The sequence below is a fragment of the Bradyrhizobium denitrificans genome (assembly GCF_013179005.1).
GTDB classification, from domain to species: domain Bacteria; phylum Pseudomonadota; class Alphaproteobacteria; order Rhizobiales; family Xanthobacteraceae; genus Bradyrhizobium; species Bradyrhizobium denitrificans.
The window spans coordinates 18948-39987 of sequence record NZ_JABFDP010000051.1 but is presented as its reverse complement, the minus strand read 5'-3'; the positions used below and the strand labels follow the sequence as shown (position 1 = coordinate 39987).

The 21040-nt window shown below is 67.3% G+C and carries 21 protein-coding genes; 12 read left to right on the top strand and 9 right to left on the bottom strand.

All coding sequences use genetic code 11. The features are described 5' to 3' along the window. Positions 1 to 88: 88 nt before the first annotated feature. The gene (locus tag HL671_RS35875; protein ID WP_172243492.1) at positions 89 to 832 is read left to right on the top strand and encodes a DUF7168 domain-containing protein; all 744 of its coding nucleotides are present in this window, start codon (positions 89 to 91) and stop codon (positions 830 to 832) included. A 23-nt stretch (positions 833 to 855) separates the two neighbouring features. Here HL671_RS35875 and HL671_RS35870 read toward each other — a convergent pair whose 3' ends face one another. Continuing rightward, complete coding sequence (locus tag HL671_RS35870; RefSeq protein ID WP_012040821.1) at positions 856 to 1464, bottom strand: sll1863 family stress response protein; 609 nt, start codon at positions 1462 to 1464, stop codon at positions 856 to 858. 236 nt (positions 1465 to 1700) lie between these two features. Here HL671_RS35870 and HL671_RS35865 point away from each other — a divergent pair, with 236 nt between their 5' ends. Further along, positions 1701 to 2036: an MmcQ/YjbR family DNA-binding protein gene (locus HL671_RS35865; RefSeq protein ID WP_172243489.1), complete on the top strand. Its 336-nt coding sequence runs from the start codon at positions 1701 to 1703 to the stop codon at positions 2034 to 2036. A gap of 38 nt (positions 2037 to 2074) precedes the next feature. On the opposite strand, the gene iolE is transcribed toward HL671_RS35865, so the two are convergent. The 4 genes from iolE to HL671_RS35845 form a co-directional block, all read right to left on the bottom strand. After that, positions 2075 to 2968, bottom strand: a complete 894-nt coding sequence (gene iolE / locus HL671_RS35860) for a myo-inosose-2 dehydratase (RefSeq protein WP_172243486.1) — start codon at positions 2966 to 2968, stop codon at positions 2075 to 2077. Positions 2969 to 2977: 9 nt separating this feature from the next. Further along, positions 2978 to 4810 carry a 3D-(3,5/4)-trihydroxycyclohexane-1,2-dione acylhydrolase (decyclizing) gene (gene iolD / locus HL671_RS35855; protein WP_172243483.1) on the bottom strand — a complete coding sequence of 611 codons (1833 nt, stop codon included), beginning with the start codon at positions 4808 to 4810 and terminating at the stop codon, positions 2978 to 2980. A gap of 20 nt (positions 4811 to 4830) precedes the next feature. Next, positions 4831 to 5835, bottom strand: coding sequence for an inositol 2-dehydrogenase (gene iolG, locus HL671_RS35850; protein WP_172243480.1), 1005 nt, complete (start codon positions 5833 to 5835; stop codon positions 4831 to 4833). A gap of 517 nt (positions 5836 to 6352) precedes the next feature. Further along, entirely contained in the window at positions 6353 to 7429 is a 1077-nt protein-coding gene (locus HL671_RS35845) for a hypothetical protein (protein ID WP_172243477.1), read from the bottom strand. 502 nt (positions 7430 to 7931) lie between these two features. On the opposite strand from HL671_RS35845, the gene HL671_RS35840 reads away from it, so the two are divergent. From HL671_RS35840 to HL671_RS35830, 3 genes are all read left to right on the top strand, one after another. Then, positions 7932 to 8429, top strand: coding sequence for a YchJ family protein (locus tag HL671_RS35840; protein ID WP_172243474.1), 498 nt, complete (start codon positions 7932 to 7934; stop codon positions 8427 to 8429). Between the two features lie 291 nt (positions 8430 to 8720). Then, positions 8721 to 10229, top strand: coding sequence for a bifunctional class I SAM-dependent methyltransferase/glycosyltransferase family 2 protein (locus HL671_RS35835; protein ID WP_172243471.1), 1509 nt, complete (start codon positions 8721 to 8723; stop codon positions 10227 to 10229). A 298-nt stretch (positions 10230 to 10527) separates the two neighbouring features. Then, positions 10528 to 12171 (top strand): hypothetical protein, encoded by a 1644-nt coding sequence (locus HL671_RS35830; protein ID WP_172243498.1) that lies wholly within the window; start codon positions 10528 to 10530, stop codon positions 12169 to 12171. Positions 12172 to 12190: 19 nt separating this feature from the next. On the opposite strand, the gene HL671_RS35825 is transcribed toward HL671_RS35830, so the two are convergent. Further along, positions 12191 to 12934: a GntR family transcriptional regulator gene (locus HL671_RS35825; protein WP_172243468.1), complete on the bottom strand. Its 744-nt coding sequence runs from the start codon at positions 12932 to 12934 to the stop codon at positions 12191 to 12193. Positions 12935 to 13130: 196 nt separating this feature from the next. Between HL671_RS35825 and HL671_RS35820 the strand changes: the two genes are divergently transcribed. Genes HL671_RS35820 through HL671_RS35800 form a run of 5 tightly spaced genes read left to right on the top strand, consistent with a single transcriptional unit; the run spans position 13131 to position 17808 of the window. Further along, on the top strand, positions 13131 to 14165 hold the full coding sequence (locus HL671_RS35820) for an extracellular solute-binding protein (RefSeq protein WP_012040831.1): 1035 nt from the start codon (positions 13131 to 13133) through the stop codon (positions 14163 to 14165). Continuing rightward, a complete protein-coding gene (locus HL671_RS35815; RefSeq protein ID WP_172243466.1) occupies positions 14162 to 15241 on the top strand; it encodes an ABC transporter ATP-binding protein in 1080 nt (359 codons plus the stop codon). The genes HL671_RS35820 and HL671_RS35815 overlap by 4 nt, the downstream gene beginning before the upstream one ends. After that, on the top strand, positions 15238 to 16104 hold the full coding sequence (locus HL671_RS35810) for an ABC transporter permease (RefSeq protein WP_172243463.1): 867 nt from the start codon (positions 15238 to 15240) through the stop codon (positions 16102 to 16104). Before HL671_RS35815 ends, HL671_RS35810 begins: the two co-directional genes overlap by 4 nt. Further along, positions 16104 to 16901 (top strand): ABC transporter permease, encoded by a 798-nt coding sequence (locus HL671_RS35805; RefSeq protein ID WP_172243460.1) that lies wholly within the window; start codon positions 16104 to 16106, stop codon positions 16899 to 16901. Before HL671_RS35810 ends, HL671_RS35805 begins: the two co-directional genes overlap by 1 nt. 4 nt (positions 16902 to 16905) lie before the next feature. Further along, positions 16906 to 17808, top strand: a complete 903-nt coding sequence (locus HL671_RS35800) for a polysaccharide deacetylase family protein (protein WP_172243457.1) — start codon at positions 16906 to 16908, stop codon at positions 17806 to 17808. 6 nt (positions 17809 to 17814) lie between these two features. On the opposite strand, the gene HL671_RS35795 is transcribed toward HL671_RS35800, so the two are convergent. Then, positions 17815 to 17964 (bottom strand): hypothetical protein, encoded by a 150-nt coding sequence (locus HL671_RS35795; RefSeq protein ID WP_012040836.1) that lies wholly within the window; start codon positions 17962 to 17964, stop codon positions 17815 to 17817. Here HL671_RS35795 and HL671_RS35790 point away from each other — a divergent pair. Further along, positions 17963 to 18889 carry an NAD-dependent protein deacetylase gene (locus HL671_RS35790; RefSeq protein WP_283813114.1) on the top strand — a complete coding sequence of 309 codons (927 nt, stop codon included), beginning with the start codon at positions 17963 to 17965 and terminating at the stop codon, positions 18887 to 18889. The genes HL671_RS35795 and HL671_RS35790 overlap by 2 nt on opposite strands. A 114-nt stretch (positions 18890 to 19003) precedes the next feature. Here HL671_RS35790 and HL671_RS35785 read toward each other — a convergent pair whose 3' ends face one another. Further along, complete coding sequence (locus HL671_RS35785) at positions 19004 to 19177, bottom strand: hypothetical protein (RefSeq protein ID WP_012040838.1); 174 nt, start codon at positions 19175 to 19177, stop codon at positions 19004 to 19006. Between the two features lie 175 nt (positions 19178 to 19352). Here HL671_RS35785 and HL671_RS35780 point away from each other — a divergent pair, with 175 nt between their 5' ends. Then, positions 19353 to 19601 (top strand): hypothetical protein, encoded by a 249-nt coding sequence (locus HL671_RS35780; protein WP_012040839.1) that lies wholly within the window; start codon positions 19353 to 19355, stop codon positions 19599 to 19601. Positions 19602 to 19647: 46 nt separating this feature from the next. Here HL671_RS35780 and HL671_RS35775 read toward each other — a convergent pair whose 3' ends face one another. After that, entirely contained in the window at positions 19648 to 20952 is a 1305-nt protein-coding gene (locus HL671_RS35775; protein ID WP_172243454.1) for a PQQ-dependent sugar dehydrogenase, read from the bottom strand. Between the last annotated feature and the right edge of the window lie 88 nt (positions 20953 to 21040).

Here is a 21040-nt window from a genome sequence, read left to right as displayed (position 1 = left end):
GCGTAAACGTAGTGATCATCACTATCTGGCGCGGCCCGCCATACCCAACCGCCCGTTCCGCTGGCCCGGGATTTCGTAGGCGCGACCTGTGAACCAGCCTTCCGATCCCGTCGCCTTGGACAAGCTGAAGGCGCGTATTCAGGCGCTGCGTGCCAAGACCACGGCCAATGGCTGCACCGAAGACGAGGCGTTGTCTGCGGCCGCCAAGGTCGCCGAGCTGCTCGATCGGCATGATCTGTCGCTGTCGGATGTCGAGCTGCAGACCTCGCTGTGCGAGCGGAGGGTCTATGAGACGCATCGCAAGAAGCGCATTCCGCTCGACGACTGCATCGGCGCCGTTGCGCAGTTTTGCGATTGCCGGGTCTGGCGCGAGAAGAACGCCGCCGTAGAAGTGAGCTACGTGTTCTTCGGCCTGTCAGCGGATGTCGAGGTGGCGCACTATCTGGCCGAGCTGATCGACGGCGCGGTGCGCGCCGAGCTCGGCCGTTTCAAGACCTCGGCTGATTATGCCCGGTTTCGTCACCAGGAGCGGCATCTCGCCAATGCCTCCTTCGCGCTCGGCATGGTGACCTCGATCGCGGATCGCCTGGTGGCGATGAAGAAGAGCCGCGACCAGGTCAACGAACGCACCGGCCGTGGCCTGGTCATTCTCAAGACGTCGGTCGTCGATGCCGAGTTCGACAAGCTCGATATGAAGCTGCGCACCCAGCGCGCGACGAGCCGCATGGTGTCGACGGCAGCCTATGAAGCCGGCGGTGCCGCCGGCGCGACGCTGCCCATCAATCCTGGCCTCGACGGGGCCCCGCCGAAGAGGAGCGCGCGACAAGGGTGACCAGGCCGGGCAGGTCGCGGCGCTCAGCCTTTCGGAGCGCTCCCCTTCAGCGCATTCCATGCCGCCTGATTGGCCTGATCGAACGCCTTGCGGGAGTCGCTCAAGGCGGCGCTCAGCACCGACCAGGACTCGCTGCCGGTCTGCTTCAGCTTCTCGAGATGAGCGCCAGCTTCGCTTGCATCGGATCGGAGCTGCTTGAGTACGGCATCGATATCGGTGGTCCCAGCCATGGTCACCTTGGCCGCGGCCTCGCGAAACCTGTTGGTGGTCTCCTGCCAGGCCTTCGCCTGTGCAGCGGCAATCTGCTTGAACGTCGCTTGCTGCTGGTCGACCTGTTTGCCGGCGTTCTCGAAATAGGCCTTCATCTGGGTCTCGAACTCGGCCCACTGTCTGTCGAGTTCCGTCTTCGCACCGGCCAGCGCCGCTTCGCCGGCTTCGGATTGCGTCTTGAGCATCGCTTCGAGCTCGCCGCGCCGCTTCTTCAGGTCGGCGATGATCTCTGCGGCCTTCACCTTGGACGCCGCCTCGGCCTTGGCCGCCGTCGCGTCGAAGGAATCCAGCGCCGCATCCATCTCGTGAAGGCGCTCCTTGGCCCAGTTCAGGTACACATGCATGCTGCTCTGTGTCGACATCGCCGCTCTCCCTTTTTCTAGCGAGTGCAGCGTAGAGAAACAACACTGTGCCGTTTTGATCTGAGTCAAGCGGGGGAACGTCGGACTTCACGTTCCCGTGCGCGGCAGACGGACCTGCCTGCTGCTCACGGCGAGCGGCCGGCGAGCCTTTCAAAGATGCTGCGGCAAGGCTGCTGGCGTCCCGCCGCCGATCGATGCCATCATCTTTCTTCAGCCGAGGCGATAGGGGCCCTCAGATGACCGGTGATGAATTCAGCGCCCTTGCGCTGTCCTTCGAGGGGACGACGGCCGCGCCGCATTTCGATCGCACGGCGTTCAAGCGACACCGGACGTTCGCGACGCTCGCCGCCGACGGCACATCCGCCAATGTCCTGCTCACGCCCGACGAGCAGGACCATTATGCAGGCCTGCAGCCCGAGATCTTCGGCCGCATCCCCAACAAATGGGGCGACCAGGGCTGGACCATGGTGACCCTGATGCAGGCCGATGTGAGCCTGCTGCGTGCTGCGCTTGAAAGCGCCCGGCGCGCGGCCCATCGTCCGCAACGGTCACGGTCCGGCAAGCGGCGCTGAGCGGGCGCGACATCAGGCGGTGCCGGCCGGCCGCTGTCTCAGCGCAGGCCGACGCGTGCGGCGAGCTCCCTCAGCGTGCGATAGCCGAGGCCCTGATAGCTGAGCGGCTCGTATCTGAGGCTGTCCTGCTCGGCTTCAATGACGATCCAGCCGGAATAGCCGCTGTCGGCTGCGATCTTCAGCACCGGTGCGAAATCGATGCAGCCGTCGGGATCGCCCGGCACCGTGAAGGCGCCGCGCCGCACCCCTTCGAGGAAGCTCAGGCCGTTGTCGCGCACGTCACGCATGACCGGGGGCCGGACATTCTTGCAGTGGATATGGCTGACGCGATCGACGTATTTCGCCAGGATCGCGACCGGATCGCCGCCGCCGAAACGCGCATGACCGGTGTCGAACAGCAGCCGCGTGTAGGGCCCCGCTTGCGCCATGAAGCGGTCGATGTCCTCGGGGGTCTCGATGATCGTGCCCATGTGATGGTGGTAGCCCATCGTCACGCCCTGCTCATGCGCGTAGTGCGACAGCGCCTCGTAGCCGCGGGAGAAGCGGTCCCACTCCGCGTCGGTCATGATCGGACGGTCGTTGACCGCAATATCGTCGTTGCCATGGACGGTGTTCGAGCATTCGCAGGCATTGATGTGGTCGCCGCCGGCCGCCTTCACCATGTCGATGAAGCCCTGCAACGCCTTCATCTCGGTCTCGATGTCGTTGACGAGGAGGTTGGTCGAGTGCCAGCCGGCGGCAAAGCGCAGGCCATATTCGCCGAGTTTCGCCTTCAGCGCCGAGCCCTCGTCCGGCATCTTGTGGCCCTTCTCGATGCCGTCGAAGCCGATCTCGCGGCAGTCGCGCAGGCAGTCGTCGAGCGACAGATGATCGCCGATGCTCCAGTCGTCGTCGTTCGACCAGGCGATGGGATTGGTGCCGTACAGGATCATGGGAAGCTCTCAGTCGAAAGCGCGCTGTTGCGTGGTGTTGGCTTCGTAGATCTCGCGCAGTGTCTCCAGCTGCGCCGATCCGGTCTCGGGCACCGCGACATCCCACCACGCGCCGCCGGCGCCGGTGCCGGGCACCGGGTCGGTCTCGATCACGATCACCGTCGGTCTGGTCCGGCCGCGCGCGGCAACGATGCGCGCCGCGAGATCGGCGAGACCTGAGGCCTTCTCCGCATGCGCGCCCATCGCGCGGGCATGCGCGACGAAATCGATCTCCGGGCCGTCGGCGACGGCGCAATCCTTGTAGAGATTGTTGAACTCCGCGCCGCCGGTCGCGATCTGCAGCCGGTTGATGCAGCCATAGCCGCGATTGTCGGTCAGCACCACCGTGAACGGCACGCGACGCATGACCGCGGTGGCGAGCTCGGAATTGGCCATCATGTAGGAGCCGTCGCCAACGAAGCAGATGACCTCCTTGCCGGGCGCGGCGAGCGCCACGCCGAGCGCGCCGGCGATCTCATAGCCCATGCAGGAATAGCCATATTCCATGTGATAGCCGCCCGCGGCTGCGTGCCACAGCACGTGGAGCGCGCCCGGCATGGTGCCGGCGGCGCACATCACGATGCTGCTGTCGGTGGCCACGCGCTGCACCGCGCCGATCACCTGCGCGTCGCTCGGCAGCCCGTTCGCGCTCTCGTCTGGCGCCGCGGTGACCGCCGTCACCTTGGCGTGCCAGGCGCGCCGCAAGGCCGCGTCGGGCGCTGCGGCCTTGTGGTCGCCGAGCGCCGCCGAGAGCTGCGCGAGCGTGGCCTTGGCGTCGCCGACCACGCCGGTCGCGCCATGCTTGCTGGCGTCGTAGCCGTGCAGATTGATCGAGACCAGCTTGCGCGCCGGGTTCCTGAACAGCGTCCAGCTGGCGGTGGTGAAATCCTGGAAACGGGTGCCGACGCCGATGATCAGGTCGGCCTGCGCGGCGAGCGCATTGCCGCAGTCCGATCCGGTGACGCCGGGCGCGCCGAAATTGAGCGGATCGGTCCAGGCATTGCCGCCCTTGCCGGCCTGGGTCTCGAGATAGGCGATGTCATGCTTGCGGGCGAAGGCGGCGAGCGCCGCTTCGGCGCCGGAATAGATCACGCCGCCGCCGGAGATCAGCAACGGCTTTTGCGCCGCGCGGATCAGCGCCGCGACGGCCGAAACCTCGTCAGGATCGGGCAGGGGGCGGCGGATGCGCCAGACCTTCGGTGCGAAGAAGCTGTCGGGATAATCATAGGCCTCGGCCTGCACGTCCTGACAGAAGGCGAGGCACACCGGGCCGCAATTGGCCGGATCGGTCATCACGGCGAGCGCGCGCGGCAGCGCGGACAAGATGTGCTCCGGCCGTGCAATGCGATCGAAATAGCGCACCACCGGGCGGAACGCGTCATTGGCGGAGACCGTCCCGTCGTCGAAATCCTCGATCTGCTGCAGCACCGGGTCAGGCCGGCGGTTGGCGAACACGTCGCCGGGGATGAACAGCACCGGCAGCCGGTTGACATGCGCGAGCGCCGCGGCCGTCACCATGTTGGTGGCACCGGGTCCGATCGAGGACGTCACGGCCATCGTCTTGCGGCGCTTCATCGTCTTGGCATAGGCGATCGCCGTATGCGCCATGGTCTGCTCGTTCTGGCCGCGCCAGGTCGGCAGCTCCGCGCCGATGCCGTGCAGCGCCTGGCCGAGACCGGCGACATTGCCATGGCCGAAGATCGCCCACACGCCTTCGATGAAGCGGTCGCCTTGCTCGGTCAGCTGCACCGAGAGCCAGCGCACCATCGCCTGCGCCGCGGTCAGTCGGATCGTTCCGGTCATGTCGTGGTCTCCCGCAGCGCTCAGCCTTGCAGCAGGGACGCGGGATCGACCGCGGCGCCGGTCTGCGCGGAGCGCGTTGCTGCCTCGGCAAGGGCGAGCGCCTTGACGCCGTCCGCCAAGGTCACCGGCATCGGGCCGTCGCTTTCGACGGCCGCCACGAACGCCGCCCATTCCGCCGCATAAGCGCGCCCATAGCGTTCGAGAAAGAAGTGCTCGGGCTTGGCGCTGCTGATGCCGGCCGTGGTCGCCTTGGACACGGTATTCTCCAGCACGTTGCCGGCGGACAGCAGCCCCTCGGACCCGAGCAGCTCGATGCGCTGGTCGTAGCCATAGACGGCGCGGCGGCTGTTCTTGATCACTGCCATCGCACCATGGGCGAAAGCGAGCGTGACGATCGCGGTGTCCACGTCACCCGCCGCGCCGATCTCGGGATCGACGATGGCGGCGCCGACCGCCATGACCCGTGACGGCATCGCCCCCATGATCCAAAGCGCCACGTCGAAATCGTGGATCATCATGTCGCGGAACAGGCCGCCGGAGACTTTCACATAGCTGACCGGCGGCGGCGCCGGATCGAACGAGGTGATCGACAGCAGTTCGGGCTTGCCGATCTCGCCACGCTCGGCCGCCCCCTTCAGCGCCGCGAAATTCGGATCGAACCGTCGATTGAAACCGATCATCACCGGCCGCCCGGTGGCGGCGGCCGCCGCCTGGCAGGCCCGGGCCCGCGCCAGGCTGAGGTCGACCGGCTTTTCGCACAGCACCGCCTTGCCGGCCCGCGTCGCAGCTTCGATGAGGTCGGAATGCGTGTTGGTCGGTGTGGCGATCAGCACCGCGTCGATGCTTGCATCGGCGAGGATCGCCTCCGTGCTCCGCGGCTCGGCGCCCATCTTCGCAGCAAGCGCCGCCGCGCTCTCCGTGATCGCGTCCGAAATCGCCGCGAGCCGGCTTCCTGGATGTGTCGCAATCGTTCTGGCATGGACGGCGCCGATCCGTCCGGCGCCGAGCAGTCCTACATTGAGCACGCGTCGTCTCCGTTTCCTCGTTCAGGCGCCGCATTCTGTCGGTCGTGCCGCTGCCTCATCTTCGCTGCTTCGCCGGGGCTGATCCCGCCCGACGGTGCGAAACTTGGTTTGATCTTAGTCAGCTCAGGGGGTGGGGCGGTCGCGCGCTGCGCAGACTTGGCTCGCGGCCTTCTCCCATCGGCGCTGCGCCGGGCGGCGGGTCTGTTGCCGCAGAACAGAGGCTATTCTCCGGACGCGATCCGGAGGTTCCGGCAAAGGGGGTGACGCGCTCGCGCGTCGCCATCTGCCGCGGCGATGTCGAAGACAATCTCCCCGCTGTCCTCCCGCAATTCGACCTCCCATCGTCTTCCATCAGGACGTGCCAGCGTCATGATGTGAAATTTGAGGTCACGCTACCAAATTACCCCGGGAGTGACGAATGGAAATTTGTCCGGAGGAGGTTGGCGGCAGGCGGCGCTGCGCGCGGCTGTCATCGATCATGGCTCGTGACGCCCGCACGCGATGCGTGCGGGGCCTGTCATGCCCTTCGCCCGACCATCAGCAGGATGCCGCCGATCTGCGGCAGCAGCGCCAGCAGGATCAGGCGGAGCATCACGAAGTCGTCGGCCGATGGCTTCACGACGCCGCGCGACACCCAGGCGACCAGCTTGATCGCGGCCTCGGTCTGCGGATCGGCGGTCTGGCTCACGGCGCTCATCGCCACGTCCAAGGCCTGGCGCCGCTCGGCCACCGCGGCCTCGCGTTCGCGACAGAACTTGCCGACGCCGCCCTTGCACTCGCGATCGCGCGCGGTCATCGCATCGGCGAGCGCGGTCTGCGCCGCCTGCACCGCCGGCGTCACGCGGGAGGCGCGGGCGAGCGTGACGTCGCTGATATTGGTGGAGGCAAAGCCGATGCCGGCGGTGACCGCGAACACGAAGGTCATCAGCCACACCGTCCAGCCGGTCAGCGCCGAGGCGCGGTGCCGCGCCTGCCACAGCCGCGCGGCGCAGGTCGGCATCACCAGCGCGACGAGGTCTGCGGTGACGCCGACTGCCAGGAACATGTATCCGGCAGTGTTGTTCGAACCGAGCGAGTGCGCGAACCAGCCGTTCATCGCCATGCCGACGGCGGCGAGCGCCAGCGCGGCCAGTTGCAGCAGGATGGACGAGGCGCTGATGCGGCGGCGCTCGGGCCTGGCCGAAGGATGCTCGGCCTTGGCGGGGCTGCGCTCGGCTTCAGGTGCGGCGAGCGGGGCGCTCGCCGGCACGACTTCGCCTGCGACCGCAGCATTTGTCTCGCGCAGTGCCTGCGGAGCAGGCGCGGCCTGGCCCGCGGTCACGGCGGCGGCGGCGCTGGCGGCGGTCTCGGTCCGACCGGGCTCGCCCGCAACCGGGGTCTTCGCCGGCTCGTTCACCAGTTCGAGGAAGTCCGGCATGATCAGCGTCTCGGATGCGAGCATCTCGTCATCGAGCGCTGCCGCCTTGGTCTTCTCGGGCCGGTCGGATTTGGGCCGCGGCCGCGGCTTGACGACCTTGGGGCGCTTCGGGCGCGGCTTGGCCGTCTTCGGCTGCTGCCAGGGAATGATCGACGCTACTACGGACTCATCAGCCATCGGGGCCGCTCCAATCGGTCGTGATGGGACGCGGGCGCGCGTTTGCGCGCGCGCAGATCGCGCCGGCATCAGGTGGACGTATGATCGGGAATCGAGCAGCGGCCCGCCTCAAGGCGGGCCTTCAATTCTTGCGGCCGGATTGGCGTCGCGCGAAGAAATTGTCGGCGTCTCACGCGCCCGTCGCCGCCGATGAGGCGGCCGGGCAGCGGTCACAAGCGCCACGTAATGAGGCGGCGCCCGGAAGGTTCTGGTCCGCGCGGGGCCGGGCCGGTCAGCGTGTGCCCAACACCCTTGTTCTTAACCAATGGTTAACACGGATTCGCCGGTTTCAAAACCGTGCGGCGCGTGTGGCGGCCGGACGAACGGTCAAGAGCGGCGAAGTGCGGCTTTGGAGTCACAACCGCCGCGTGAGCAGGCTGCTTGTTCACTGTCCGAACGGGGTGCCAAGTCCCCCGAGCCGGCGATATGATCAGACTTCGGAATCGGAGTATCGACTTCCCTGATGTCATGTCCCTGCGGATCGGACCTTCCCCTTGACCGCTGCTGCGGTCCCTACCTCAGCGGCGATGCGCCGCCGCAGACGGCCGAGGCGCTGATGCGCTCGCGCTACACGGCCTATACGCGCGGCGATATCGGCTACATCGCGGCGACGCTTGCCGCCGACAAGCGCGCGGCGTTCGACGCTGCTGCGGCAAGGCAATGGGCCTCGCGCGCGACTTGGCTCGGCCTGCGCATCGTGTCGACCGCGCGCGGCCAGATCGACGATTCCGACGGTGTTGTCAGCTTCGTTGCCAGCTACCGCGAGGCCGGCAAGACCATTGAGCATCACGAGGTCTCGCAGTTTCGCCGCGATGACGACGGCGCCTGGCGGTTCGTCGCGGGTGACACGCGGGCCGTCGTTGTCGAGCCGAAGCGCACCGCCGGTGCAGCGAAGGTCGGCCGCAACGATCCGTGTCCGTGCGGCAGCGGCAAGAAGTCCAAATTCTGCTGCGGGCGCTGACCCATGATGCGGCGAAGACCGGTGGTGGGCTGCACCTGCGCTGAGCCCCGCCGGCCTTTATTCGTCGCAAGTGAGCCCTGGGCGAGGCCTTCACCCGGAATTCCCCGCGTCCTCGCATTTGCGAGCGCGAATGAGAAGCAAAGGTGGCTGCGCCGTGCGCGTGCGAATGATTGTGGTGGCCGCGTTTCGATCCGTTGCCGAAGCCGAATACAAGGCCGCGCCGGCCGGCCTTGACTCCGCCCAACGCGGCTGGCCTTAGAGAGACGGGGATCTTAACAAGGATGGTGTCGGGTGACGGAGTTGGACGGGCAGGTCCTGCAGGACGAGCACGCGCGGCCGCAGGCCGCAGCCATCGCGGCGCCTGCGCCCAAGGCGTTGTCGCCGCGCAAGCAGGCCATCCTCGATCACGCCAATAGTCATGCCGATGCGCGCGCCGGCTGGCGCGACAAGGCCGCGTTCTTTCATGCCGAGGACGAGTGCTATCTGCGCTTCCTGATCCCGCCCGGCAGCCGGGTGCTGGAGATCGGCTGCGGCATCGGTGACACGCTGGCCGCGCTGGCGCCGTCCTACGGGGTCGGCATCGACTTCAGCGACCGGCAGATCACCATCGCACGCACCCGCCATCCCAACCTGACCTTCATCGCCGGCGATGCCGAGGATCCAGCGACGCTCGCCGCCGTCACCGGGCCGTTCGATGTCATCCTGGTGCTCGACACGATCGGCTCGCTCGACGACTGCCAGCAGTTCATCGCGCAACTGCATCCCTTGTGCACGCGCGAGACCCGGCTGGTGATCGGCTACTTCTCGCATCTCTGGTATCCGCTGTTGAAGGCGGCGGAGGCGATCGGCCTGCGCATGCCGCAGCCGGAGCAGAACGTGCTGTCGCCGGCCGACCTGCGCAACCTCGCGCATCTGGCCGATTTCGATCCGGTGAAATCCGAGCAGCGCGTGCTGTCGCCGCTGCGGCTCTACGGCCTTGGCCGCTTTGCCAACCGCTTCCTCAGCGTGTTGCCCGGCCTGCGCGCTTTGTCGCTGCGGCACTATCTGGTGTCGCGCTCGATGCGTTGCGTGACCGACGACGTCCGCTCGGCCACGGTGGTGATCCCGGCGCGCAACGAGCGCGGCAATATCGCGCCAGCGGTGCAGCGCATCGCCGCGTTCTGCCCGGACATCGAGATCATCTTCATCGAGGGCCACAGCCAGGACGGCACCTATGAGGAGATGGAGCGCGTGCGCGCGGCCTATCCGCAGCACGACATCAAGCTGATGCGGCAGCCCGGCAAGGGCAAGGCGGATGCGGTGTTCACCGCATTCGATGCGGCGCGCGGCGACGTGCTGATGATCCTCGATGCCGACCTCACGATGCCGCCGGAGCAGCTGCCGAAATTCTTCGAGGCGCTGCGCTCGGGCAAGGGCGAGTTCATCAACGGCTCGCGCCTGGTCTATCCGATGGACGAGGGCGCGATGCGCTTTCTCAACCTGATCGCCAACAAGACCTTCTCCTATCTGTTCTCATGGCTGCTCAACCAGCGCTACACGGACACCTTGTGCGGCACCAAGGTGCTCCGCCGCAGTGACTATCAGCGGCTCAAGGCCGGCAAGGCCTATTTCGGCGATTTCGATCCGTTCGGCGATTTCGACCTGATCTTCGGCGCCTCCAAGCTGAACCTGAAATCGATCGACCTGCCGATCCGCTACGCGGCGCGCAGCTATGGCGAGACCCAGATCTCCCGCTTCCGTCACGGCTGGATGCTGCTGAAGATGGTCGTGTTCGCATTCTTCAAGATCAAGGCGATCTGAGGAATGTGCAGGGCCGGCGTCGAGCAGGCGAAGTCGTTGGCGAGCGCCGCTGTCCGGGCCTCAAGGTTCGAGACGCGCCGAAGACGGCGCTCCTCGCCATGAGTCGCGTCCGCCAACTGGCGCTGCACACAATCCATGAGGACGCTGCCGGTTACGGCAGCGTCCTCATGGAGAGGGTTCCGAGCCACGCCGCGCATTCGTCCCCCGTCCTGAGGAGCCCGCCGCAGCCGGGCGTCTCGAAGGACGGCCCCAGGCGGCGCTTCGTTTCGACCCGCGGCGGAGGCCTGCCGTGACCCGCATTGACCGCCTCGGGCCCGGGGCCGGAGCGGACTGCAAGAGGGCGACAGACGCCTCCGCCCGCGACGCTCTCGACCGCCTGACGCCGTTCGGCTGGCGCGGCGGCGTGGCGGTCACGCTGCTGCTGTCGCTGGCCTCGTTCCTGATCGTCGGCTATTTCACCGTGTATTGGCGCAACGCCGACATGGACTTCATGGTGATCTACAGCGCGCTCGCCATGAATGATGGCGGCGCGCAGGTGTTTTTCGACCATCCGGCCTATCTCACCATCCTCTCGGTCAAGGCGTGGTTCGGCTTGCTGCACCGGGTCGGCTTGCTCGACGTCTGGACGCTCTCGACGATGCCGTCGGCGGCGGACCGCGCCGCCTTTGACGCTTCGATGATCAGCGCCGTTCGGGCGGGGCGCATCGCCGCGTTGCTCACCGCCGGCGGCGTCATCCTCGCATTCGCGGTGCTGGCCCGCCGGCTGGTGTCGGACTGGCGCATCGCCATGCTCGCGGTCGTCGCCTTCGCCTGGTCGGGCGGCGTGCAGATGCATCTGCGCATCCTGCGCAGCGAGATGATCGCGGCTTCGTTCTGTGTCCTCGCGTTGATAATCCTGATCTTGGCCGCGCGCCGCGCCAGCGTGCCGCGTCCGCTCGCTATCGGACTCGCGGCGCTGCTTTGCACGCTCGGACTGGAGAACAAGGTACATGCGATCCTGCTGATCGCCGCCATTCCGGTCCTCGTCGTGCCGTTCGGGACGGCGACGAGCGGAAGCGTGGCGTTCTGGCGGACACCACAGGCGTGGGTGGCTGCGCTGCTCGCGGTCGTCCTGGCGCTCGCCGGAGCGTTCATCGTCTGGCCGCTGGTCGCCGCCGGTATCGATCCGGCCAACGCCGCCGCGGCCGGCCTGAAACCGCTGCTGTTCGGCCGCTTCGGCGCCTATCAGTTCGCGTTGATTGGTGGGATCGCGATCGGCATGATCGTGTTCGCACGACTCTGGCAGGTGAGCGCGGCCGAGACGCTGGCCGCGATGGCGGCGGCCTCGGCCGGCGCAACTTTCGGATTGCTGGCGCTCGATCTCAGCTACGACATCAACAACGTCGTGGTCGTGCTGAATCCGTTGGAGAAGATGATCACCTATGTCGACGCGCCGGAGGCCGCGGGCAGCCTCAGCGGGGCGATCGGACTGCTGTTGTCCGGGGTCCTCGGTGTGATCCGGCGCTACACATTCATCCTGCAATCCTCGGCGCGGCCCACGGTGTTCCTGACCTGGCTGATCTTGCCCGGCATCGTGCTGGCGTGGCGCCGCGGCGAGCGGCAGGTGGCGCTGCAAGCCGCGCTCTTGATGCTGGCCGCCATCGGCATCGACACGCTCGGCGTCCGCCGCGGGCTGAAGGTGGAGTATTTCGTCTTCACCGATCCGCTGATCATCATCGCCGGCATGATCCTGCTCGATCGCCTCGTCGACCTGCGCCTGGCGCGTTTCGCCTATCCGATCGGGGTGACGCTGCTCGTGCTGCATGTCGGCATCAGCCAGGCCGAGCCGGTCAAGATGGCGCTCAAGCGCAGGGGACCCGAGGAGGTCTGCACATGGAATGGCTATTACATGCCGCGGCTGGCCTTGCCCTGGTGTGTGCCGAGCAACTTGCCGAGGACATGACGGTGAGCCGGTGCGGTCGTCACGATTGCGCTGAGCGAGGCTTGCGCCGCAGCGGTTTGACAGGTGTGAAGATCGCCGCAAGATCCTCGCTCTCCGAGGCCGCGGCCTCGTCGAGCCGGAGCCGGCCCTCGACATGCAGGAAATGCTCGCGCGACACCGCGATGGCCCGCATCAGGTCGCGGTCGCGCAGCGCCGCGACGATGGCGCCATGCTCATCAACCGCGCAGATCGACTGCGCCGCCGGCTCGTAGACGGAGACCATCACCGAGGAGCGGCTGAGCAGGTCGGCGAGGATGCGGGACAATTCGGGATTGCCCAGCGCCTCGACGAGATGGACATGGAAGGCCCCGGACAGCCTGACAGAGGCGGCGCGATCGCCGCGCCGCGCTGCGGCGCGCTCCTCTTCGAGATGGGTGTCGAGCTGCGCGAGCAGCACCTCGTCGACCCTGAGAACCAGCAGGCTGAGCACGCCGGCCTCGAGCACGCGATGCGCCTCATAGACCCGCCTGATATCGTCGAGCGTCGGTCGCGGCACCCGCGCGCCGCGGTTGGGGATCATCTCCAGCCGTCGCTCGGCGCCGAGCCGGTGCAGCACTTTCCGGATGCGCTCGCGCGACACGCCGAAGATCGCGGCCAGCGGTGTCTCGGCGAGCTTGGTGCCGGCCTTCAGCTTGCCCTCCAGCAGCGCGCGCAGGATGGCCTGGTACACCGCCTCGTCCTCGGCGGGATTGGCCTTCCCGATTCGTTGCGCGCGCATCGCCATGCCTCCTAGCTAGGCTCAAAGGTACGGCAGGTCACCTCCAAAAAATGTGCACATTATGCACCGCAGCGAGCAGGGACCTGCGCAGCGATTTGACTAAGGCATTGACGGCGCGCCTGAAATAAAAATGTGCACATTTGGCATAGGGCTTGCTGATGTCTGGTGACGCGCCACGCGACAGCTCACACGGGATCACCTCATGCACCCTTTCTCCCGCCGCAGCCTCCTGAAGACCGGTGCGGCCTTCGCCGCCACCTTCGCCGCGCCATCCCTGGTGCGCGCCGCCCCGAAAGAGATCGTGATTGGCGGCCCCGCCGGTGCCGCCAAATATTTCAACGCCGACCTGTTTCCGGTGCTGGAGAAGAAGCTCGACTGCAAGGTGCTCTATGAGGGCACCAACTCGCTGACCAATCTGCAGAAGATGCAGGCCGACAAAGCGAGCCCGAAGATCTCGGTCGTGATCATGGACGACCCGGTGATGCTGCCGGCCGCGGCCGAAGGGCTGATCACCAAGATGTCGTCGTCGGCGATTCCGAATCTCGGCAAACTGGTCGACGATGCCGTGCACCAGGACGGCATGTGGGCCAACTACCAGAAGCCGTGGGTCGGCATCGCCTATTCCACCAAGCGCATGAAGACGGCACCGGTGAGCTGGGCCGAGCTGTGGGATGCGAAATACGACTCCAAGATCGTCGTGCCGTCGCTGTCCAACACCGAAGGGTTCTGGACGCTGCTCGCCGCCGCGCATCTCGAGACCGGCAAGCCTTACAAGGAGGCGCAATACGAGATCGACGCCGGCTTCAAGAAGATCAAGAGCCTGAAGGCCAATCTGCTGAACGTCTATACCAACGCGCCGCAGGCCATCAATCTCCTGGAGCAGGGCGAGGCCTGGATGATCGGTGGCCAGTTCTCGGCCTACACCTTGATCCGCAAGGCCGATGGCTCGCCGGTCGATCTCGCTATTCCCAAGGATGGCGGCTTCTCGATGCCGTCGGGCATCGCCAAGGTCGCAGGCGCGCCGGCCGGCGACCTCGCCGACGCCGTGATTGACTTCTATCTCAGCCCGGAGGCGCAGACCATTCTGGCCAAGACGGCCTTCATCGCGCCGACCAGCAAGGCGACGCCGCTGCCGGCCGGCTATCCGGATCCGGCCTCGCTGTTCGCGCCCGATTGGGCCTTCATTGCCAAGAACCGCGCCGGCTGGGTCGATCGCTGGAGCAAGGAGATGACATGAGCGAGCCTGCGCCGCATCTCGTCATCAGCGCCGTTTCGAAGCGCTTCGGCGCGGCCACCGTGCTCGATCGCGTCGATCTCACGATCCGGCGCGGCGAGCTGGTCACCTTGCTCGGCCCATCCGGCTGCGGCAAGACCACCTTGCTGCGCGCCATCGCCGGCCTCTCGCCGCCGGACACTGGCACGATCGCGCTTGCCGGGCGCGACGTCACTCATGTGCCGCCGCACTGGCGCAATGTCGGCGTCGTGTTCCAGAGCTACGCGCTGTTTCCGCATCTCACCGTCGCGGGCAACGTCGCCTTCGGCCTGAAGGTGCGCGGCGCGCCGAAGGCGGATATCGATCGCGCAGTGCAGCGGGCGCTGGCGCTGGTCAAGCTCGGTCATCTCGGTGGCCGACGCATCTCCGCATTGTCGGGCGGCCAGCAGCAGCGCGTGGCGCTGGCGCGCGCGATCGCGGTCGAGCCCGACGTGCTGCTGTTCGACGAGGCGCTGTCGGCGCTCGATCGCAAGCTGCGCGAGGAGATGCAGATCGAGCTGCGCCGCCTGCTGCAGGACGTCAAGGCGACCGCGATCTTCGTTACCCACGACCAGGACGAGGCGCTGACGATGTCGGATCGCGTCGCGGTCATGAACAAGGGCCGCATCGAGCAGCTCGCGGCGCCGCGCGAGCTGTACGCGCGGCCTGCGAGTCTGTTCGCGCTCAATTTCGTCGGGCTGTCCACGCGCATCGCAGGACAGGTGGTTGGCGGACAAGACGGCATGGTCGATGTCGTGACCCCGGTCGGCCGTCTCTCGGCGCGTGGTGCGTTCCAGCTCGGCGCCTCGGTGATCGTCGCGACGCGGCCCGAGCAGTTGCGCCTCGGCGCGGACCATGAGGCGAACTCCGCGAGCGGCCGCGTGCGCTCGGTCGTGTTCCAGGGCTCGCGGACCCTCGTGGACGTCGACGCCGGCGCCGGCGCGAGCCTGCTCGCCGAGCTGTCGGGACGCGAGGCCGAGGTGCCGCGCGTGCATGACGAGGTCCGCTTCGCCTGGCCGGCCGCCGAGACCTTCGCCTTCGCCGCCGAGGCGTCGCCATGACGGACGCCGTGCTCTCAGCCCCGGTCGCGACGCCTGCGCCCGATCGCGAGCGGCTCGCCGCGTTCGGCTTTGTCGCGCCGTCGCTGCTGATCACCGCGCTGGTGTTCGTGTTGCCGCTGGCGCTGCTGCTCGGCGTCAGCGTGCTCGATCCGAAGGGCGGCGTCACCTCGGCGCATTACGCCCGGCTGCTCGGCACGCCCTATTATCTCGGCGTCATCTGGAACTCGCTGCGGCTCGGCCTGCTGACGACCCTGATCGCCTTCCTCATCTCCTATCCTGCGGCGTTTGCGCTGGCGCGTGCGCGCGGGCCGTTGCGCTCGATCCTGCTAGCCACCTTATTCCTGCCGCTCGCGGCCTCTGTCATCGTCAAGGCCTTCGCCTGGACCATCCTGCTGCGCAGCGACGGTCTCATCAACACGGTGCTGATCGCGGCGGGGATCATCGAGGATCCGATCCGCATGATCTTCACCCAGACCGCATTGATCGTTGGTGCCGTCAACATCTTCCTGCCGTTCATGGTGCTGCCGATCTATGCCGTGGTGGCGCAGCTTGATAGCCGCTATGCGGAAGCTGCGGCAACGCTCGGCGCCTCGCCGCTTGTCGTGTTCTTTCGCGTCATCCTGCCGCTGACCTTGCCCGGCATCGTTGCCGGTGTCGCGCTGGTGTTCTCGCTGTCGGTGTCGGCCTATGTGGTGCCGACGCTGCTGATCGGCGAGAAATATCCGACGCTCGCCACCACCATCGCCAAGGCTTACCTGCTGGCGCGCGAGCCCGGCTTCGGCGCCGCCGCCGGCGTCGTACTGCTGGCAATCGCCATCATCGTCGTTGCACTCAGCGCGCTGCTGTCGCGGGAGCCGAAATGATGACGCGCCACGCCATCATCTTCTGCTGGGTGCTCGCGATCGGGCTCGCGCTGTTCCTGCTGCTGCCGCTGGTCGTGATCGCGGCGGCAAGCTTCTCACCGACGCCGGTGTTCGACCTGCCGCTGTCAGGCGCATCGCTGCGCTGGTATGGCCGCATCGGCCGGCTCGACGGCTTCTGGCCGTCGCTGTCGCTGTCGCTGCAGATCGCCGTGCTGTCGACCGCGCTGTCGCTGGTCGCCGGCACGCTCGCCGCCATCGCGATCGCGCGTGGCCGGCTGCCCGGCGCGACGGCGCTCGGCACGCTGCTGGTGTCGCCCTTGATGATGCCCGGCCTCGTGCTCGGCATCGCGCTCCTGCAATATTTCCGCATGATCGGCTTCACCGCGACCTGGAGCGCGCTGCTGGTCGCGCATCTCGTGGTGACGCTGCCTTACGTTGCGCGCACCATGATCGCCGGGCTCTCTCGCTTCGACTTCACCCTGATAGAAGCCGCGCGCACGCTCGGCTGCACCTATGCTGGCAGCGTGATCAGGGTGATGGTGCCGGCGCTGGCTCCGTCCTTCCTGATCTCAGGCCTGTTCAGCCTGCTGGCCTCGTTCGACAATTATCCGGTTTCGATCTTCCTCACCGACGTCCGCTCCAAGACGCTGCCGATCCGCATGCTGCAATATATCGAGGAGGCGCCCGATCCGACGTTGGCTGCGCTCTCCACCCTCATTCTCGCCGGCACCTTGGTGCTGCTGCTGATCAGCGATCGCCTGGTCGGCCTGCACCGCATGGCTGGAACCGCGGATTGACACGATGAGCTCACAGCCAGTCTTTCGTCGCGATTTCGTCGGCTATGGCGGCCGTCCACCGCATCCGCGCTGGCCCGGCGATGCCCGCATCGCGGTGTCGGTGGTGGTGAATTTCGAGGAGGGCTCGGAATTCTCGGTGTCGGACGGCGACGCCAGCAATGAGGCGATCTACGAGGTCGTGCACCGGCTCGAGGGTCCCGATCCCTGCATCGACAGCCATTTCGAATATGGTACGCGCACGGCGTGGTGGCGCATCATGGACCTGTTCGACAGCTACGGTGTCAAGGTGACCGTCAGCGCCTGCGGCCGTGCGGTGGAGCGCTCACCGGACCTCGCGCGCGATGCGGTCGCGCGCGGCCATGAGATCTCGGCTCATGGCTGGCGCTGGCAGAGCCATGCCGGCATGGCCGAACCCGAGGAACGACGCGTGATCGCGCGCACGGTGGCCACCATCCAGCACGTCACCGGCAAGCCGCCGCTGGGCTGGCATACGCGCTCGGCAGCCTCGCCGAACACGCGCCGGCTGCTGGTCGAGCAGGGCGGCTTCCTCTACGACAGCGACGCCTATAATGATGACCTGCCGTACTACGTCGATGTCGCCGGCCGCCCGCATCTGGTGCTGCCCTACGCCTTCGACAGCAACGACATGCAGTACTTCAACGGCTCGCGTTTCCGTGGCGGCGACTTCGCCGACTACGTCATCGACGCCTTCGACTGGCTGGCGCGCGAGGGCGCGACGGCACCGAAGATGTTGTCGATCGGGCTGCATCTGCGCATGATCGGCCGCCCCGGCCGCATCGGTGCGCTGGACCGCATCCTGGCGCACATCGCCGGTAGCGGCGCCGCCTGGATCGCGCCCCGCGCCGACATCGCGCGGCACTGGCTCGCGACGGTGCCGCCGGTCTGAGCCGCGTCAGTCGTCCTCATCGAGGTCGTCGGGCGTCAGCGGCAGCTCGATCGTGCCGCCTTCGCCGGTGGCGAGGTCGCGCTCGTCCTCGGCGGGGTCGTCTTCGGCCTCCTCGAGCGGCCACAATCCGCGGTCATGTCCATTGCGTGGCGTCATGGCGTGTCCTCCCGTCCGGGATAAGACCGGTCGCGCGCATTGGTTCACCCCGGCCGATCCGCGCTGCGCCGGTCTGGCGCAGGCGACCTTGGCCGCCTACATCTGCGCCATGGTTGATCCCACCGCGCTGCAATCCTTTCTCCAGAGCCACAGCCGCATCGTCGTGCTCACCGGCGCCGGCTGCAGCACCAATTCCGGCATTCCCGATTACCGCGACAGCGACGGCCAATGGAAGCGCACGCCGCCGGTGACCTACCAGGCCTTCATGGGAACCGAGGAGACCCGCCGGCGCTACTGGGCGCGCAGCATGGTCGGCTGGCGCCGCTTCGGCCGCGCGGTGCCGAACGGCGCGCATCACGCGCTGGCGCGGCTGGAAGCACAGGGCCGCAGCTCGCTGCTGGTGACGCAGAATGTCGACCGGCTGCACCAGGCCGCCGGCGCCAGCAATGTCATTGACCTGCATGGCCGGCTCGATCGCGTCCGCTGCATGGGCTGCGGCGCGACCTTGTCGCGCGCGTCATTCCAGGAGGAGCTGGCGTCAGCCAACCCGCATTGGCGCGATCTCGATGCGGCCGATGCGCCGGATGGCGACGCCGATCTCGACGGCGTCGATTTCACAGCGTTCACGGTCCCGGCCTGCCATGTTTGCGGCGGCATCCTCAAGCCGGATGTCGTGTTCTTCGGCGAGACCGTGCCGCGCGAGATCGTTTCGACAGCGCGCGATCACGTCGATCAGGCGGACGCCATGCTCGTCGTCGGCACATCCCTGATGGTCTATTCCGGCTTCCGCTTCGTCCGCGCCGCAGCGGAGCGCGGCATTCCGATCGCCGCCGTCAATCTCGGCCGCACCCGCGCGGATGATCTCTTGTCACTCAAGGTGGAAGCGCCCTGCGACGAGGCGCTGGCGTTTCTGCTGGAGGGGTAGGCTGCGCTCTCTCAAGCGTCTTGGGCGGGCTTGACCCGGCCATCCATCACTCTTCGCAAGGAGATCGATGCCCGGGTCAAGCCCGGGCATGACGAGAAGCGACGTCCCGGGACCTCACCGCGACCGCGGCGTCTCGCGGTTCTCGATGCGGTCCTTGTTGTTGACCTGCTCGCTGTCCGGCTTGCCCACCTCGACCGTCTTGCCGGCCTGGTTGCCTGGATTGTAGTGAAACTTGCCTTCGTGGTTCTCGCCCGGCTGCTTCTGGTCGGGATTGACATTGTCGGCCATGGAACTCTCCTGTCGCTGTACCGGACAACGTTCCGGGTGTGATGCCGTTCCGCGGCCGAGTGCCGCGGCTGCGCCGATGCACGCTCTGTGCGCGCCATCACTGAAGCCGCGAGCCGTTGTCGTCATGATCCCCGCATCGGCTGCACGGGCAGCCTCAAGCACAAGGGACACGGTCATGACCTCCAGCCTTCGCCTTCTCGCCGCCGCCGCCATCGTCGCCAGCACCGGCCTGCTCGCGTCCGCATCGACCTCGCCGGCTGAGGCGGGCTGGGACTGGCTCGGCAACAAGGACTACGTCCGCTGCCTGCAGCTGTTCTACACCGGCGACTTCCTGATGCCGGCGAACGCCACCCCGGCCCAGCGTGCGGCGAAGCACGAAGCCGGCCGCCGCTACTGCAATCGCCAATATTACGGCCACGACTGAGCATGGCGGCCCACGCGCAAGGCCGGAGCCGCACCTGGCCCGGCTCTTACGCCCCGGTCACGCGCCAGATGCAGTTGCCGACATCGTCGGCGACCAGCAGCGATCCGTCCGGGCCGAGCGTCACGCCGACCGGCCGGCCGTAGGAGAAGCTTTCGTCCGGCGCCAGGAAGCCGGAGAGAATGTCGCGCGCCGGTCCCGACGGTTTGCCGTTCTCGAACGGGATGAACACGACCTTGTAGCCGGACAGCTTGCTGCGGTTCCAGGAACCGTGCTGGCCGATCACCATGCCGTCCGGGAAGCCGGGCAGGGTGCCCGCCGGCAGCCAGCACAGGCCGAGAGAGGCGGTGTGGCCGCCGAGCGCGTAGTCCGGCGTCAGCGCGGTCGCGACCAGAGCCGGATCCTGCGGCACGCGGTCGTCGACGGTCTTGCCCCAATAGCAATAGGGCCAGCCGTAGAAGCCGCCCTCGCGCACCGACGTCAGATAGTCCGGGGGCGTCTCGTCGCCGAGCCCGTCGCGCTCGTTGACGACGGTCCATAGCACGCGCGTGGTCGGCTCGAACGCCAGCCCCACCGCGTTGCGCAGGCCACCGGCGAAGATGCGCGACTGCCCGCTCGCGATGTCCAGCTCATAGATACAGGCGCGGCCCTTCTCGACCTCAAAACCCTGCTCGGCGATGTTGCTGAGCGAGCCGACGCCGGCATAGAGCTTGGCGCCATCAGGGCTGACCAGCAGGCTGCGCGTCCAATGACCGCCCGGCTTGAACGTGGTGAGGCGCTTGCCCTGCGCGGTGATGCGCTCGGCGCCCGCGGCATAGGGAAAGGCGACGATGCCGTCGGTGTTGCCGACATAGAAGGTGTCGCCGACCAGCGCCATGCCGAACGGCTGGCTCAGATTCTCCATGAACGCATTGCGGCGCTCCGCGGTGCCGTCGCCGTCGGCATCGACCAGCCTTGTGATGCGGTTGGCGCTGACGCCGAGCGCTGCGGCGCGGCGCATCGTCGCCTGCATCGCATAGCCGAACATGTTGCGCACCGGGCTCGGAATCTGGGTGGCCTCGGCGATCAGCACGGACTTGTCGGGCATCACATAGATCCAGCGCGGATGGTCGAGCCCGGTGGCGAAGGCATTCACCTTCAGCCCCGGCGCCGCCACAGGCCGCTCGCCGTCGCGCCAGCCGCGCGCGGTCGGCATCTTCAGGGTCGGCAACAGGCCCTGCGGCTTCGCGACCGGAATCTGCGGCTGCGTGCCCCAGGCCGGCTGCGGCGTCTCCCCCTGCAGCTTGCGCCATTGCAGCGCTGCATTGCCAACCAGCGCGACACCGCGCGCGACGATCGAGGAGAGGGTTGTCATGGGAGTCCTGTGGGGATGGGGCAGAGGTGGGATGCGTGAGGGCCATGCAGACGGGAGAAGACCATGCCGTTATGGTCTATCATGCCCA

What these genes read in the sequence shown, in the direction of transcription:
- HL671_RS35865 (WP_172243489.1), top strand. Translation starts at nt 1,701, where the DNA reads ATGACCGGTGATGAATTCAGCGCCCTTGCGCTGTCCTTCGAGGGGACG.
- HL671_RS35780 (WP_012040839.1), top strand. Translation starts at nt 19,353, where the DNA reads ATGACCTCCAGCCTTCGCCTTCTCGCCGCCGCCGCCATCGTCGCCAGC.
- HL671_RS35815 (WP_172243466.1), top strand. Translation starts at nt 14,162, where the DNA reads ATGAGCGAGCCTGCGCCGCATCTCGTCATCAGCGCCGTTTCGAAGCGC.
- HL671_RS35810 (WP_172243463.1), top strand. Translation starts at nt 15,238, where the DNA reads ATGACGGACGCCGTGCTCTCAGCCCCGGTCGCGACGCCTGCGCCCGAT.
- HL671_RS35820 (WP_012040831.1), top strand. Translation starts at nt 13,131, where the DNA reads ATGCACCCTTTCTCCCGCCGCAGCCTCCTGAAGACCGGTGCGGCCTTC.
- HL671_RS35775 (WP_172243454.1), bottom strand. Translation starts at nt 20,952, where the DNA reads ATGACAACCCTCTCCTCGATCGTCGCGCGCGGTGTCGCGCTGGTTGGC.
- HL671_RS35870 (WP_012040821.1), bottom strand. Translation starts at nt 1,464, where the DNA reads ATGTCGACACAGAGCAGCATGCATGTGTACCTGAACTGGGCCAAGGAG.
- HL671_RS35800 (WP_172243457.1), top strand. Translation starts at nt 16,906, where the DNA reads ATGAGCTCACAGCCAGTCTTTCGTCGCGATTTCGTCGGCTATGGCGGC.
- iolD (WP_172243483.1), bottom strand. Translation starts at nt 4,810, where the DNA reads ATGACCGGAACGATCCGACTGACCGCGGCGCAGGCGATGGTGCGCTGG.
- HL671_RS35845 (WP_172243477.1), bottom strand. Translation starts at nt 7,429, where the DNA reads ATGGCTGATGAGTCCGTAGTAGCGTCGATCATTCCCTGGCAGCAGCCG.
- HL671_RS35790 (WP_283813114.1), top strand. Translation starts at nt 17,963, where the DNA reads ATGGCGTGTCCTCCCGTCCGGGATAAGACCGGTCGCGCGCATTGGTTC.
- HL671_RS35805 (WP_172243460.1), top strand. Translation starts at nt 16,104, where the DNA reads ATGACGCGCCACGCCATCATCTTCTGCTGGGTGCTCGCGATCGGGCTC.
- HL671_RS35795 (WP_012040836.1), bottom strand. Translation starts at nt 17,964, where the DNA reads ATGACGCCACGCAATGGACATGACCGCGGATTGTGGCCGCTCGAGGAG.
- HL671_RS35840 (WP_172243474.1), top strand. Translation starts at nt 7,932, where the DNA reads ATGTCATGTCCCTGCGGATCGGACCTTCCCCTTGACCGCTGCTGCGGT.
- HL671_RS35825 (WP_172243468.1), bottom strand. Translation starts at nt 12,934, where the DNA reads ATGGCGATGCGCGCGCAACGAATCGGGAAGGCCAATCCCGCCGAGGAC.
- iolE (WP_172243486.1), bottom strand. Translation starts at nt 2,968, where the DNA reads ATGATCCTGTACGGCACCAATCCCATCGCCTGGTCGAACGACGACGAC.
- HL671_RS35785 (WP_012040838.1), bottom strand. Translation starts at nt 19,177, where the DNA reads ATGGCCGACAATGTCAATCCCGACCAGAAGCAGCCGGGCGAGAACCAC.